Origin of the sequence: Streptomyces sp. 2114.4, assembly GCF_900187385.1 — a bacterium.
Classification (GTDB): domain Bacteria; phylum Actinomycetota; class Actinomycetes; order Streptomycetales; family Streptomycetaceae; genus Streptomyces; species Streptomyces mooreae.
The window spans coordinates 7,006,750-7,020,171 of the sequence record NZ_FYEY01000001.1 but is presented as its reverse complement, the minus strand read 5'-3'; the positions used below and the strand labels follow the sequence as shown (position 1 = coordinate 7,020,171).

11 protein-coding genes and 1 tRNA gene are annotated in these 13,422 nt (G+C 72.4%); 4 read left to right on the top strand and 8 right to left on the bottom strand.

Translation table 11 applies throughout. The features are described 5' to 3' along the window. Nucleotides 1-87: 87 nt before the first annotated feature. Complete coding sequence (locus CFW40_RS30995; protein WP_088801084.1) at nt 88-942, bottom strand: helix-turn-helix transcriptional regulator; 855 nt, start codon at nt 940-942, stop codon at nt 88-90. 165 nt (nt 943-1,107) lie between these two features. Between CFW40_RS30995 and CFW40_RS30990 the strand changes: the two genes are divergently transcribed. Continuing rightward, nucleotides 1,108-2,286 carry an MFS transporter gene (locus CFW40_RS30990; RefSeq protein WP_256331193.1) on the top strand — a complete coding sequence of 393 codons (1,179 nt, stop codon included), beginning with the start codon at nt 1,108-1,110 and terminating at the stop codon, nt 2,284-2,286. A gap of 172 nt (nt 2,287-2,458) precedes the next feature. On the opposite strand, the gene CFW40_RS30985 is transcribed toward CFW40_RS30990, so the two are convergent. After that, a tRNA-Pro gene (locus CFW40_RS30985) sits at nt 2,459-2,532 on the bottom strand. A 164-nt stretch (nt 2,533-2,696) separates the two neighbouring features. Here CFW40_RS30985 and CFW40_RS30980 point away from each other — a divergent pair. Further along, nucleotides 2,697-2,990 carry a YiaA/YiaB family inner membrane protein gene (locus CFW40_RS30980; RefSeq protein ID WP_030078864.1) on the top strand — a complete coding sequence of 98 codons (294 nt, stop codon included), beginning with the start codon at nt 2,697-2,699 and terminating at the stop codon, nt 2,988-2,990. Between the two features lie 76 nt (nt 2,991-3,066). Here the strand turns inward: CFW40_RS30980 and CFW40_RS30975 are convergent, their stop codons facing one another. Further along, entirely contained in the window at nt 3,067-3,990 is a 924-nt protein-coding gene (locus CFW40_RS30975) for an alpha/beta fold hydrolase (RefSeq protein ID WP_088801083.1), read from the bottom strand. A gap of 195 nt (nt 3,991-4,185) precedes the next feature. Here CFW40_RS30975 and CFW40_RS30970 point away from each other — a divergent pair, with 195 nt between their 5' ends. Together CFW40_RS30970 and CFW40_RS30965 are read left to right on the top strand one after the other, a co-directional pair. Further along, the gene (locus tag CFW40_RS30970) at nt 4,186-7,398 is read left to right on the top strand and encodes an amidohydrolase family protein (RefSeq protein ID WP_088801082.1); all 3,213 of its coding nucleotides are present in this window, start codon (nt 4,186-4,188) and stop codon (nt 7,396-7,398) included. A gap of 300 nt (nt 7,399-7,698) precedes the next feature. Next, on the top strand, nt 7,699-9,024 hold the full coding sequence (locus CFW40_RS30965; RefSeq protein WP_088801081.1) for an acyl-CoA dehydrogenase family protein: 1,326 nt from the start codon (nt 7,699-7,701) through the stop codon (nt 9,022-9,024). Nucleotides 9,025-9,195: 171 nt separating this feature from the next. Here the strand turns inward: CFW40_RS30965 and CFW40_RS30960 are convergent, their stop codons facing one another. Genes CFW40_RS30960 through CFW40_RS30940 form a run of 5 tightly spaced genes read right to left on the bottom strand, consistent with a single transcriptional unit; the run spans nt 9,196 to nt 13,371 of the window. Then, complete coding sequence (locus CFW40_RS30960) at nt 9,196-9,798, bottom strand: GAF domain-containing protein (RefSeq protein WP_088801080.1); 603 nt, start codon at nt 9,796-9,798, stop codon at nt 9,196-9,198. Beyond that, entirely contained in the window at nt 9,795-10,415 is a 621-nt protein-coding gene (locus CFW40_RS30955; protein ID WP_088801079.1) for an ATP/GTP-binding protein, read from the bottom strand. Before CFW40_RS30955 ends, CFW40_RS30960 begins: the two co-directional genes overlap by 4 nt. Continuing rightward, on the bottom strand, nt 10,393-10,791 hold the full coding sequence (locus CFW40_RS30950) for a DUF742 domain-containing protein (protein WP_088801078.1): 399 nt from the start codon (nt 10,789-10,791) through the stop codon (nt 10,393-10,395). The genes CFW40_RS30955 and CFW40_RS30950 overlap by 23 nt, the downstream gene beginning before the upstream one ends. 2 nt (nt 10,792-10,793) lie before the next feature. Beyond that, nucleotides 10,794-11,243, bottom strand: coding sequence for a roadblock/LC7 domain-containing protein (locus CFW40_RS30945; protein WP_088801077.1), 450 nt, complete (start codon nt 11,241-11,243; stop codon nt 10,794-10,796). Next, complete coding sequence (locus CFW40_RS30940) at nt 11,233-13,371, bottom strand: ATP-binding protein (protein WP_088801076.1); 2,139 nt, start codon at nt 13,369-13,371, stop codon at nt 11,233-11,235. Before CFW40_RS30940 ends, CFW40_RS30945 begins: the two co-directional genes overlap by 11 nt. Nucleotides 13,372-13,422: the final 51 nt, after the last annotated feature.

The window sequence follows — 13,422 nt, the reverse complement described above, 5'->3', positions numbered from 1 at the left end:
CGTCAAACAGGAAGGCCGCATGTGGTGCGACGGCGGCGAGCACGCCCGCGCTCCGGCGCCGCTACGCGCCCTGGCCCGACGGAGCGTTCACCCGCCCCCGGTGAGCCTGCGCACCGCCGCCTCGGTGTCCCGGTCATCGGGCAGGTAGCACAGCAGGTGATGACCGGGCTCGTCGACGGCTGCCAACTTGACGTAGCGCAGGCGCAGTTCGCCCGCCGTGGGATGCCGGAAGTGCCGCACGGCGGGACGGTAGATCGCCGTCTCCCGCTCGCCGTACCAACGGGCCGCGTCCACGTCCTGGGTGATCTCGGCGACGATCTCGGCGTACCGCCGGTCCGCGGGGTGGCGGGCCGCGTTGGCGCGGAACTGTCCCAGCAGATAGCGCGCCTCGACCTCCCAGTTGACGATCAGGACACGAGCGGGAGCCCAGCGGAACACCAGCCACGGCAGATTGCGCCGCTTGGGCGGCAGCCGCGCGGGGTCGGTCAGCAGCGCCGCGTAACCGGCGTTCCAAGCCAGCAGGTCCCAGTGCGGGTCGATGACCGCGGCCGGGTTGGGTGAGACCGACTCCACCAGCGACAACAGGTTGCGCGAGACCCAGCCCGGCGGCTCCCCGGCCGGTGCCGGGTCCTCGGTGAACGACAGGACGTGCGCGGTCTCCGCCTCGTCCAGCCGCAGGGCCCGCGCCACCGACCGCAACACCTGCTCGGAGGTGCGCACCCGCCCTTGTTCCAGCCACGCGTACCAGGAGCTGCTGATGCCGGCCAGGTCGGCCACCTCGCCGCGGCGCAGGCCCGGGGTGCGGCGTCGCGGCGCCACCGGCAGGTCCAGCTCAGTCGGGGAAAGCCGTTCCCGGCGCGAGCGCAGGAACGCGCCCAGCTCCCGGCGCAGGGCTTGCGCCGTACCGCCCTCGCCGGCCGGCCGCTCCACCCCGCCGCCCATCACGCCCCCTTCCCCTCTCCGCCGAGCCACGGTGTTCACACAGCGGCGCACGGCAAGGGTGTGAGCGATCGTAACCGCTTACGGCGGCCATCCGGACGGCCAGGGTGGTGATCTTGAGGGGACCCGGTACCACCCGGGCACAGGACAGAAAGGAGCCGGCTTCCCGTGACCACCGTCCCCACCACCGCACCCCCCAACTCCGCCTCCCTATCCTCCCGTTCACTCCGGCTGTTGCGTTCGGCCGGATTCGTCAGCAACTTCGACCGCTTCTGCATCACGCCCATGCTGGTGCTCATCGCCGCCCAACTCGGCGCCGGCATGGCCTCCGTCGTCCTCGCGGCCAGTGTCTACTTCCTGTGCTACGGCCTGATGCAGCCGGTGTGGGGGCTGGCCAGTGACCGCCTGGGCCGGGTGCGGGTGATGCGGCTCTCGCTGACGGCGGGCACCGTCTCCTCCCTGCTGTCCGCCCTCGCCCCCGACCTCACGTTCCTGATCGTGGCCCGCGCCCTCGCCGGGGCCTGCTTCGCCGCCTGCGTCCCGGCTTCACTGAGCTACGTCGGCGACGTGGTACCCGCCGAGGTCCGCCAGCGCCCGCTCAGCGACCTGATGACCGCCTTCTCCCTGGGGACCGCGCTGGGCACCGTGGTGGCCGGGGCGCTGGCGCACTACGCCGGCTGGCGCACGGTGTTCCTGCTGCCGGGCCTGGTCGCGGCCTACCTCGCCCACGCGCTGCGGCACCTGGCCGAGCCCCAGCGGGAGCCCGCCGGATCCCTGCTGGCGCCCTTCCGTATCGTGCTGCGGTCGCGGTGGATGTGGTTCGTGATGGCGCTCGCCCTGGCCGAAGGCGCCGTACTGCTGGGCTTCTTGACGTACCTGGCGCCCGCGCTGGAGGCCCGGGGCGTGCCGACCGCCGTGGCCGGGGCGGTGTCCGCGCTGTACGGCGCGGGGGCCATGGGTTTCGCGCAGGTGGTCAAGAGACTGGTGGGACGGTGGAGCCCGGCAGTGCTGCTCCTGGTCGGCGGGGCTGCCGCTGCCGCGGCCTACGCCGCCGCGGCGACGAGCCGGTCCCTCCCGGCACTGGCGGTCACCGCACTGCTGCTGGGTGGCAGTTGGTCGTTCATGCACACCACGTTGCAGTCGTGGGCGATCGCCGTCGCCCCGGCGGCCAGGGCCACCGGCGTGGCGATGTTCGGGGTCAGCCTCTACGGCGGCAGCGCCCTCGCCAGCAGCCTGACGGCCACCACGGCGGCGGACCACAGGTACGGGCAGCTCTTCCTGATCGCCATGCTGCTGACGGTTCCGCTGACCCTCGCGGCGGTGGTGGGGCGCAGGCGGTACCGATGACCGGGGAACGCCGGGCCGGCCGTTTACCCCGGGCATCCACCCGGGCGAGCCGCCCGCCGACCATGATCATTGCCGGTGCGGGAAGTCCGCGAGGAACCCGGAAAACGATCAAGAGCCCTGCTTCACTCTCGTGAAACAAGGCTCTGACCTGCGACAATGGAGAGAACTCCAGTCGGGACGACAGGATTTGAACCTGCGACCCCTTGACCCCCAGTCAAGTGCGCTACCAAGCTGCGCCACGTCCCGGTGCCCGTTCCGGCCGGGAATCCCCGGCTGACCGCGCACGAGAACAATACCGCATGTCAGAGGGTGGGTGCTGCCATACCGGTGCGTCGGGGCGGGTACGGCCGACAGGAGAGATGAGTACTCGTACTCATGCACCGCCGTCACGGCGCCGTCACGCTACGCGCATGACTACTCCATCGATTCAGCGGCCGACGACCACGGCCTTCTTCGTCCAGGCCGCGATCTCCTTCGGGCTGTCGCTGGCGGCGCTGGTGATCGGGATCATCAAACTGCCGGTGGGGCCCTGGGAGCGCGGCTTCCTCGCCATCGGCCTGGTCTTCGTGGTGTCCTCCGCGTTCACCCTGGCCAAGTGCATCCGCGACCGCCAGGAGGTCGAGGAGGTGACGAACCGGGTGGACAAGGCCCGGATCGACAAAATCCTCATCGAACAGGACGTCTTCAAGCCGGGGCAGGTCTGATCCGGCGACCGGGGCCGCGGTCTGACGTCCGGGCCGCGGCCCCGGTTCCCGGCCGCTGCCCGGGCCCGGGCAGCGCTCAGACGTGCTTGTCGAGCCAGGCCAGCAGGTCGTCCTGGACCTCGTCACGGTTGGTCTCGTTCAGGATCTCGTGGCGGGCGTCCGGATAGGCCCGCCAGGTCAGATCGCGGGTGCCCAGATAGCGGAAGTCCTCCAGGAGTTCGTGGATCAACGTCATCCGCTGGTGGCAGGGGTCCTGGTCGCCGACGGCGAGGTGGACGGGCAGTCCGCGCGGGATGCGGGCGAGGTGTGCCGGGTCGTTGATCTTGCGGATGGCGCGTACCCAGTCGGCGGCGAGACCGGCGCAGAACGGGAAGCCGCAGTCCTCGTCGGCCACGTAGGCGTCCACCTCGGCGGCGTCGCGGGAGAGCCATTCGAAGCCAGTGCGGTGGGGGAAGGCGTCGTTGAAGGAGCTGAAGGTGCGCGGGATGAAGGAGGAGAGCGCGCGGCGGCCGTGCCGGGCGATCTCCTGGTCCAGTTCGTCGACGGCGCCGTCGAGGTCCAGGCCGGGCAGGGTGCGGAAGGCGCCGGTGAGGATCAGTCCGGCGAGGTCGGCGCCGTACTCCTCGGCGTAGTCGCGGGCCAGCATCGCGCCCATGCTGTGGCCGAGCAGCACCAGGGGGACGCCGGGATGGGCGGCGGCCGCATGGTTGCCGATGCCCTTGAGGTCGCTGACCATCGCCCGCCAGGCGTCCTCGCCGACCACCCCGCGGCCGCCGGTGGAAGCGGCGGTGGCGCCGTGGCCCCGGTGGTCGGAGGCGAGGACGGCATAGCCGTGGCCGGTCAGGAAGCGTGCGAAGCGGTCGTAGCGCCGGCCGTGTTCCGCGGCGCCGTGGGCGATCTGGACCAGGGCGCGCGGGTGACCGGACGGCGGGAGCCAGGTGTAGGTGGCGATACGGGCGCCGTCCGGGGCCTGGTGGAAGTCCTGCTGCATGGCCTGCATGGCGTCGTCTCCTGACTGCCGGGGCGGTGGCTGACGGGCGGTGGCTGACGAGTCGTCGGCGCCCACTCTTGCGCGCGGGGCGGCGGTGCGCCACGGGGCGCGCGTGGCGTGGTTGCCCCGGTCCCCGGGCGGCGTGACACGATCAGCCGGTTCTTTGATGACTCTGTGCCGCAACCCCCTTTCGCAGGAGGAACGTTGGACACCACGGATCGTTTCGAGGATCGTTTCGAGAACTCCCCCCTTCTCCCCGCGCCGCTGTCCCGCCGCAGATTTCTGCAGGGCACCGCCTCGGCCGCCGCGGCGGCGGGTCTGGCCGGTGCCACGGCTGCCGGCGCCTGGGCGCAGGACGCCGGTGCGAGCGGCGCCGCCCTGTCCTTCACTGCCGCGACCAATGGCGCCGCGTCCCTCTCCCCGGCCGGTGACCGGCTGGTCGCCGAGGTCCAGAACGTCCTGTGGTCCCTGCCGCGGGCCGGCGGCGAGGCGGTGGCGCTGACCCCGCCCGACCTGGAGCCCACCCGTCCGGTGCACTCCCCCGACGGCCGCCGGATCGCCGTCTGCGCCTACCGGGGCGGCGCCTTCCATCTGTGGACGCTCGCCGCCGACGGCTCCGGTCTGAGGCAGCTGACCGACGGCCCGTGGGACGACCGAGGCGCCGCCTGGTCACCCGACGGCACCCGGATCGCCTTCGCCTCGGAGCGGGGCGGGGACGCGGTGGCCGGCAGCCCGTACCGGATCTGGGTGCTGGAGGTGACGACGAAAAAGCTGACCCGGGTGACCGGACTGCCCGGTCAGGAGGGCCCGCACCAGGACGCCGCCTGGGAGGACTTCGACCCCTGCTGGTCGCCGGACGGCACGCGGCTCGTGTTCGTACGGGGGCGGGTGGCGGGCGCGGCGCTGGTCTCCCGCACCGTCGCCTCCGTGCCGGCCGATGGGCGGGGTGCGGTGCGCACCGAGCACAGCGAGACAGCGACCGCACAGGTGCTGGCGCCGGCGCTGTCCCCCACGGGGCGGCTCGCCTATCTGCGGACCACGGACTATCCGGGGCCCACCTGCGCGCTGGTGGTGGATGGTGGGCGGGTCGCGGTCGACGGCGATGTGGAGCCGGTGCCGCCGCGCTGGGTCTCACGGGACGAGCTGCTGCTGACCGTCGGCGGACAGTTCCGGATCGTCCGGCCCGATGCCCCGCAGCGCGCCGTGACCATCCCGTTCACCGCGCGGCTGCCGCTGGAGCGCCCCCGCTATCGCGTCAAGGACTACGGCTTCGAGCGGACGGCCGCCGGTCCGGTGCGCGGGGTGCACCTGCCCGCGCTCTCGCCCGACGGCCGCAAGGTCGCCTTCGCCGCGCTCAACGGCCTCTGGATCGCGCCCACTTCGGGCGGCGGCACCGCACGCAGGATCGTCCGGTCCGATGCCACCCGCTACGTCCTGGCGCCGAGCTGGTCCCGCGACGGGCGGGCGCTGCTCTACGCCGACGACCGGGACGGGCTGTTCGCGGTGCGCCGCCACGATCTCGCCTCCGGCGAGGAGACGGTCCTGGCCACCGGCGGCCGGGTGCAGCCCGCACTGTCGCCGGACGGCGGGCGGCTGGCCGCTCTGGACATGTCCGGAAATCTGGTCGTACGGACGCTGCCCGACGGTGCGGAGACGGTACTGGCCGCACCGATGGGCGCCGGCGGGCTGCCCGGCCGTCCCAGCTGGTCACCGGACGGGCGCTACCTGGCGTACTGCGACCGCACCCGCCTCAACCGCCGCTTCCGCGAGGGCTACAACGTCATCCGGATCGTCGACACCGAGACCGGCAAGGACCGGCTGCACCCGGTCGCCGAGCATGTGTCGATCGCCGACCGCTATGACTCGGGGCCGGTCTGGTCACCCGACGGGCACTGGCTGGCCGTGATCGTCGAGTCCGCGCTGTGGGTGCTGCCGGTGCGGCCCGACGGCACGCCGGACGGTGCGCCGCGGCAGCTGACGGAGGAGAGCGCCGACCATCCGTCATGGTCCGGGGACTCCGGCACGCTCCTGTATCTCTCGGCCGGGAAGCTGCGGCTGATCGGGGTGTCCGGCAGCACCGCACGGACCGTCCCGTTGTCCCTCGGGCACCGCCCCGCGCGCGCCCGGGACACCGTGGTGCACGCGGGCCGGTTCTGGGACGGCACCGGCGACGAGGTGCGGGAGGACGTCGATGTGGTGGTGCGCAACGGGCGGATCACCGCGGTGGAGGCGCACCGCCCGGCCCGGTCCGGCGCCGCCCGCCGGGTGGACGCCTCCGGGCAGACCGTGCTGCCCGGACTCTGGGACGCCCACACCCACCCCTGGCAGACGACCTACGGCGGGCGGCAGACCGCGCTGCAGCTCGCCTACGGCATCACCACCGCGGTCTCCTGCGGGGGCTTCTCCTATGAACAGGCCCGCCTCCGGGAGGCGGTGGCGGCCGGTGCACTCGCCGGGCCGCGCCTGCTGACCTGCGGCGAGCTGCTGGACGGCGCCCGGGTCGCGTACAGCATGGGGCGGGCGCACCGCACCCGGGCGGGGCTGCGCCGCTCACTGGCGCGCGGCGCGGCCCTGGACTGGGATTTCGTCAAGACCTATGTACGGGCGCCGGGCTGGGTGATGGAAGAGGCCGCGCGCTTCGCGCACCAGCGGCTCGGGGTCCGGGCCGGGAGCCATCTGCTCACCCCGGGAATCCAGCTCGGCCAGGACCTGACGACACATCTGCAGGCCACGCAAAGACTGGAGTTCGGCCATGCCGTCAGCGGCTCCGGGCACGCCTACCAGGACGTCGAGGAGGTCTACACCGGCACCGACTTCCACCTTCTCGCCACGCCGTTCTCCGCGGCCGCACTGCTGGGTGACGATCCGGCGCTGGCCGACGACGTGCGGGTCACCCGGCTGATGCCGCCTTGGGACACCGCGCTCGTACGGGAGAACGCCGGGCATCGCCCCACTCCGGCACAGCTGGCCGATATCGACAGCGAGGTCGGCCTCTACCGGCGGGTGCTGGCGGGCGGCGGGCTGGTCGCGCTCGGCACGGACCAGCCCCTGGTGCCGGTGGGACTGGGCCTGCATCTGTGCTTGCGGGCGCTGCACCGCGGCGGCCTCAGCGTGAGCCGGACGCTGCGCACGGCGACCGCGCTGCCCGCTCAGGTGTTCGGCGCACAGCGGGATCTGGGGACGCTGGAGGTCGGCAAGCTCGGCGATATGACGCTGGTGGACGGCGATCCGTTCCGGGACTTCAACTCGCTGGTGCGGACCTCGGCGGTGCTGCGCGGTGGACGGCTGTTCGCACAGCGGGAGCTGACCGACTCCTTCCCGGCGCCCGCCGCACGTTCACTGCGATCGGCCGGCACCGACTGGCTTGAGGTGGGCCGGCAGCAGCGTCGCGAGTCCTGCTGCGACGTCTCGCACTGACGCCCCGCACCCCCGTCACGGCGGGGGTGGGAGGCGTGGGGTGGCGCGGTTCCCGGGCCGGAGGAACCGCGCCGCACACATCCTCGAACAGGGGGTGGTGCGCCTCCACTTCGCGCCTCAACTCACCACCTAAATGCGCCCAGTTGATGTTTTATGCGCCCCGCAGTAGGTATGCCAACGGGTATTGCACGGGGTAAGCGAAAGATCACTTTCCGGCACGTTCGCTGCGACGGCACCACCGGGTGTCGTCCGAGGCGTGATGCGACCAGCACGGGGGAGATCGCGAAGGAGGGGCTCGTCTTGCATCGCTACTTCACGGACCAGCGGCATGAGGTACTCCGGCACCAGGTGCGGGAGTTCGCCGAGAGGGAGGTCCGCCCCCGGGTGGCAGAAATGGAGGCGAACCGTTCCGTTTGTCATGATCTCTCGCGCCTGATCGCGCGGCAGGGCTGGATAGGCGCGACCGTGCACCGCGCCTACGGCGGAATGGGAGCCGGCCATGTCGCGAAGACCCTGATCATCGAAGAGCTCTCCCGGGTGAGCGCCGCGATGGGCGCCATGGTGCAGGCGTCGCAGCTGGGCGTCGCGAAGATCGTCCACTTCGGCAGCGAGGAGCAGAAGAAGACCTGGCTGCCGGCCATAGCCTCCGGCGACTGCCTGCCGACCATCGCGGTCACCGAACCGCAGTCCGGCGGCCATGTGCTGGGCATGGCCACCACCGCCGTCCGCGACGGCGACGACTACGTCCTCAACGGCCGGAAGATCTACGTCGGCAACAGCCACGTCGGCGACCTCCACGGCGTGGTGGCCCGCACCGGCGAGGGCTCCAAGGGCCTGTCGGCGTTCCTCGTCGAGTCCGACCGCCCGGGCTTCCGGGTCGGCCCGCAGCAGCCCGCGATGGGGCTGCACGGCTTCAGCTTCGGCGAGCTGTTCTTCGACAACTGCCGTATTCCGGCGGCGAATCTGCTGGGCCGGGAGGGCGACGGACTGTCGGTCGCCTACTCCTCCAGCGTGCTGTACGGGCGGCCGAATCTGACCGCCGTCTCGCTGGGCATCCATCAGGCGGTGCTGGACGAGACCACGGCGTTCTGCGCCGGGCGGCAGCGCTACGGCAAACCGCTGGCCGACCTCGGCAACATCAAGCTCAAGCTCGGCCGGATCCAGTCACGGCTGCTGCTGTCCCGGCTGTCCGCGTACCACGCGGTACACCTCCTGGACCAGGGTCTGCCGTGCGATGCGGAGCTGATGAACGCGAAACTGGTCAATGTGGAGTCGGCACTGGAGTCGGCGCGCGACGCGATGGACATGCACGCCGCCTGCGGGCTGTTCACCGACCGGCCGGTGGAACGCTTCCTGCGCGACGCCCACCACATCTTCGCGCCGGCCGGCACCTCCGACATCCAGTTGCTGCGCCTGGGCGAGCTGGCCCTGGGACGGGCACGGGGCGAGTGGTCCAGCCGGCTGGCGGACCTGCTGCGGCTGGAGCCCTCGGAGTGGCCCGAAGAAGCCGACGCCCCCGCGGACGTACCGGCGCCCGCCGGGCGGGCCGAGGACACCACGGCCACGGTACCGGGCCAGCGCACCGGCCCGGTGTCCGGACGCTCGCGGTGCGTCGGGCCGAGATGAGCGGCAGCCTGGGTCACGGGGTACGCGGTCACCGGCAGCCGGCCGATGCCGCGGCCCCGGGCCGGGCGTCCGGCTCCAGGGGATGTCTCTCCCGGAGCCGGACGCGCCGGGCACCGGGGCCGGATTCCGGACCGGGGAGGCGCACTGGGCGAGGCCTCCCCGTGCGCCTCCTCAAGCGTCGCTCTGCTGCTTCTCCATACGGTGGATCTGCTCGACGAGTTCGGCGGCCATCGACTTGATGGTCTCCAGCCCCTCCCGGCCCCAGGGACGCGGTTCGAGGTCCACGACGCAGACGGTGCCCAGCGCCGTCCCCGTACGGTCGATCAGCGGCGCACCCAGGTAGGAGCGGATGCCGATCTCGTCCACGACGGGGTTGCCGGCGAACCGCGGATAGTCGCAGACGTCCTCCAGCACCAGGGCCTTCCGGCGGACGATGACATGCGGGCAGTACCCGTGGTCACGGTCCATCACCCGGCCCGGCTGGGCGCTGGCGGGGGCCGGCCCCAGCTCGACGGCCCGGTCCTGCGCGGGGGTGTAGAGGCCGGCGAAGTACTGCCGGCGCTCGTCGATGAAGTTGACCATCGAGTACGGCGCCCGGGTGGTCCGGGCGAGCTTGCGGGCGAACTCGTCGAAGGCGGGCAGCGGGGACTCCCCGATCCCCAGGGCACGCAGCCGGGCGACCCGCGCAGGGGCCTCGTCGTCCTGCGGGGTGAGCAGGAGATGACGCGTCGGATCGTAGGAGAGGTAGGGGACGCGGGAGGCGGGGTGGTTCACGGCAGCTCCGGGGTCGCGGCGAGGGCGGGGGTGAGCAGATGCTGGACGAGCGAGACCAGGACGTGGGTGGCCGAGCTGCACCGGCGGGCGTCGCAGAGCACGACGGGAATGCGGGGAGAGATGTCCATGGCGGTGCGGACCTCGTCCGGGTCGTAGTGGTAGGAGCCGTCGAACTCGTTGACGGCGATGATGAAGGGGATGCCGCGCCGCTCGAAGAAGTCGACGGCCGCGAAACACTGGTCCAGGCGCCGGGTGTCGGCGAGGATGACCGCGCCGAGCGCACCGTTGGACAGCTCGTCCCACATGAACCAGAAGCGCTGCTGCCCCGGCGTCCCGAAGAGATAGAGGACGTGCGCGGGGCTGAGCGTGATCCGGCCGAAGTCCATGGCGACGGTGGTGGTGTCCTTGTTCTCGACACCCGCCAGATCGTCCGTACCCACGCCGATCTGGGTCAGGAGCTCTTCCGTGCTCAGCGGCTCGATCTCGCTCACCGCACCGACAAAGGTCGTCTTGCCGACCCCGAAGCCCCCCGCGACCAGGATTTTGAGCGCGGTGGGGAAGAGGTCGGTCGAGGGGTCCCCCGGGGTGTGGGGGTCACAGTCGTTTGCGAAGTCCATTCAGCACCGCCTCCAGCAGGGCTCGGTCGGTACGGGACGCGGGCCCTGCCGAAACGGCCGCGGGGGCCCGCGCGGTGAGCGCCCCGCAGTCGACGAGGTCGGCGAGGAGCACTTTGGTGACCACGGCGGGCAGCCGTATGTGGGCGGCGATCTCCGCGACGGAGACCGGCCCGCCGCACAGCCCCAGCACCTGGGCGTAGTCGGGGCCCTGGCAGGAAACGGGCCGCCGGCCGGTGGCCATCACCATGGTCAGCAGGTCGAAGTGCGCCGTCGGACGGGTCCGACCGTTGCTGACGGTGTACGGGCGGACCAGCCGGCCCGCCGCGTCGTCATACCACGGCTCTCCGCCCTGCCGCCGTCGGCGACGCACGGTCATGGTCAACGACCGCCCGCGGGCGTCTGGTGGCGTGCGGGGGTGGACAGATAGGGCCGGACGCTCTTGACCAGCATCGACATCTCGTAGCCCAGTACCGCCACATCGGCTTCGCGGCCGGCGAGCACGGCCAGGCACGCGCCCGATCCGGCGGTGGAGACGAACAGGAAGGTGGACTCCAGCTCGACGACCACCTGCAGCACTTCGTCGCCCTCCCCGAAGCGCACACCGGCGCTGCGGGCGAGGGAGTAGAGGCCGGAGGACAGGGCGGCCATGTGGTCGGCGCTGTCCGGGTCGAAGCCGTGGGCGGCCTTCACCAGGCCGTCCGAGGACAGCAGCAGCGCGCTCCGGGCGTGCGGTACCCGCTGTACGAGCCCGGTCAGCAGCCAGGACAGGTCGGTGTGCTGACCTGACTGCAGCTGCGAATGCGCCTGCGCACGCACATCACTCACCATGGTTGCGGTCGTCTCCTCGGGGGCGGGCCATCGTGGCATCGCGGTCACGGTCGTAGAGCAGGTCGTTGCCGGCCGGGCTGCTGGTGTCGCCGCCGTGGGCCGTGGTGCCGTTACCGCCGGCGGTGCCGCCGGCATAGGTGTCGTCGGCGAGGCTGAAGCCACGCCGGAAGGCGGCCATCAGGCCGGGGTCGTGCTCGGGCTCGGGCCCCGTACGAGGGGTCGCGGAGGGCAGGATCGGGTCGCCGCGCAGCTCGGGAACGAGGTGCGTCTGCTTGCGCCGCCGGGGCAGCCGCGGGCGGGCGCTGTGGTCCACGGCAGGCGGGGCGGGCGGAAGCACGACCGGGCCGGGATCGGCGGGACGGTCGGCCGGAGCGGCGTCGGAGGTGTGCGGCTCGGGCAGCCGCGCGGCGGGCAGGCGGACGTCGGGAGTGTAGGAACCCGTTGCGCGGACCAGCCGGCGACGCGCGGCACCGGCGTCGGGATCGGAGACGGGATCGGAGACGGGATCGGTGTCCGTGGGGAGGGGCCTTGGGGCCGGAACCGGGGCCGAAGCCGGGGCCGTTCCGTCGCCGTAGCCGCGTGGTGCCGTGTCGAGCGCATCGGGGGCGGGAGCGGGGCTGGGGATGGCCACGGTGCGGCCGCCGGGGCTCAGTCCTGGGTCATGGCACTCGCCAGGCTCCACGAAGGTGTGATCGCGGGGGCGTTCGCGACGCGCATGGGCCCCGTCGGGGTCGTCGGGGTCGTCGACGAAGCCGACGGCGTAGCCCCCGTCGTGCTCGCGCGCCGGGTCGGTGTCCGGCGATGAGACGCGCGGCCCCTCCGTTCCCTCCGCGTCCCCCTCGGCCGATTCCTCGCCGAGCAGTTCCTGGGGCACGATCAGCACGGCCTGCACACCGCCGTAGATATTGCTCTGCAGCCGCACCACGATGCCGTGCCGCCGCGCGAGCGAGGAGACCACGAACAGTCCGATCCGGCCGTCGCTCAACAGCTCGGCGACATCGATGTGTTCGGGGTCGGCCAGCAGGGCGTTCATCCGCGACTGCTCGTCCGCCGACATGCCCAGGCCGCGGTCCTCGACCTCAACCGCGAGACCCGCGGTGACGAGCTGGGCGCGCAGCAGGACCGGGGTCTGCGGGGCGGAGTAGATCGAGGCGTTCTCGACGAGTTCGGCGAGCAGGTGGATGACGTCGGCGACGGCGTGTCCGTGCAGGGTGCCCTCGATCGGCGGCACCAGCTTGATCCTCGGGTACTGCTCGACCTCGGCGATCGAGGAGCGCAGCACCTCGGTCATGGACACCGGGCGGCTCCACTGGCGGCGCGAGATGGCGCCGCCGAGCACCGCGAGGTTCTCGGCGTGCCGGCGGATCCGGGTGGCCAGGTGATCGACGTGGAACAGGCCCTTGAGCAGGTCCGGGTCCTCGACCTGGTTCTCCAGCTCGTCCAGCAGCTCGATCTCCCGGTGCACCAGGGACTGCAGGCGGCGGGCGAGGTTCACGAACACCTCGACCTTCTGCTCGCTGCCGCTGGCGTTGCTGCGGGCGATGGCCACCGCGTCGATGACGGCGGACTCGGCGGCCCGGCCCGCGGCGGCCACCTCGTGGGCGAGCAGGTCGAGCGTGTCACCGGTGGGCGCCACGCCCTGTTCGGGCTCGCGGCGCTGGATCCACTCCCCCTGCCGTACGCGGTCCAGCAGGTCGTACAGGTCGGACTGGCTGCGGGCACAGACCTGGCGCAGCCGGGCGTAGCGGGTGACGGTGGCGCGGGCCTCGGCGTTGGCGGCGGCACTCGCGGTGAGCACGATGACGCAGACCAGCGCGAGACCGCCGCACAGCACGACCCACTCGCGGCCGGTGAGCCGGGCGCCGCCGGTTTGCACCACGAAGGCAGCGGCGCCCGTGCAGATGACGGCGACGAGGAGGCAGGGGACGGCGGCGAGCCGGATCAGGCGGGTCCGTATCGCCGAGTCGGCAGCGGATTCGGGGAACGAGGCCCGACCGTGTCGTCCGCCCTCACGCTCCCGCCGCCGGGCGGAGGCGGGGACGGGGACTGCCCCCGGGGAACCCTGGGGCCCTGGGGATCTGTGAGCCTCCTGGAACGTCTGGTTCCCCTGGGGGAATGCGGTAGGCATCGGCGCCCTCCGGATCGGCCGTGGCAGTTCGCGGAGCACGCACGCTAGTTG

Bases quoted from the DNA above. Each gene is read 5' to 3' on its own strand.
- CFW40_RS30995 (WP_088801084.1), bottom strand. From the start codon at position 942: ATGGGCGGCGGGGTGGAGCGGCCGGCCGGCGAGGGCGGTACGGCGCAA.
- CFW40_RS30980 (WP_030078864.1), top strand. From the start codon at position 2,697: ATGACTACTCCATCGATTCAGCGGCCGACGACCACGGCCTTCTTCGTC.
- CFW40_RS30975 (WP_088801083.1), bottom strand. From the start codon at position 3,990: ATGCAGGCCATGCAGCAGGACTTCCACCAGGCCCCGGACGGCGCCCGT.
- CFW40_RS30955 (WP_088801079.1), bottom strand. From the start codon at position 10,415: ATGGACTTCGCAAACGACTGTGACCCCCACACCCCGGGGGACCCCTCG.
- CFW40_RS30950 (WP_088801078.1), bottom strand. From the start codon at position 10,791: ATGACCGTGCGTCGCCGACGGCGGCAGGGCGGAGAGCCGTGGTATGAC.
- CFW40_RS30945 (WP_088801077.1), bottom strand. From the start codon at position 11,243: ATGGTGAGTGATGTGCGTGCGCAGGCGCATTCGCAGCTGCAGTCAGGT.
- CFW40_RS30940 (WP_088801076.1), bottom strand. From the start codon at position 13,371: ATGCCTACCGCATTCCCCCAGGGGAACCAGACGTTCCAGGAGGCTCAC.